Source organism: Priestia sp. SIMBA_032 (genome assembly GCF_046535215.1).
In the GTDB taxonomy this organism is placed as follows: Bacteria; Bacillota; Bacilli; order Bacillales; family Bacillaceae_H; genus Priestia; species Priestia aryabhattai.
This window is the reverse complement of sequence record NZ_JAWRXD010001667.1, coordinates 1-231: the sequence shown is the minus strand read 5'-3', so window position 1 is coordinate 231 and position 231 is coordinate 1. Positions and strand designations below refer to the sequence as shown.

Sequence of the window (231 nt, the reverse complement as noted above, 5' to 3'; positions counted from 1 at the left end):
CTTCAATTGTTGTGCGCTCGAATGATTTAATTTGTTGTACTAAACCGCGAACTGGTACTGGAAGATCTCCCACTGCAATTGGTTTTGGACCTTCTTTCGTAATAATACAGTTCACTTCAACAGCAGAATCATGTGGTAAGCTTGCAATTGTTCCGTTGTTTCGTGTATTAACAGGCTGGATATCACCTTTATTATTGTAAATAGACGTAATTAAGCTACATGCTGCATCAC

General features: G+C 38.5%; 1 protein-coding gene. It reads right to left on the bottom strand.

Annotated features, from left to right (window positions below):
- Nucleotides 1–231 (bottom strand): family 4 glycosyl hydrolase (locus tag SB717_RS39915; protein WP_486360831.1); only part of this gene is annotated, 231 nt, incomplete at both ends.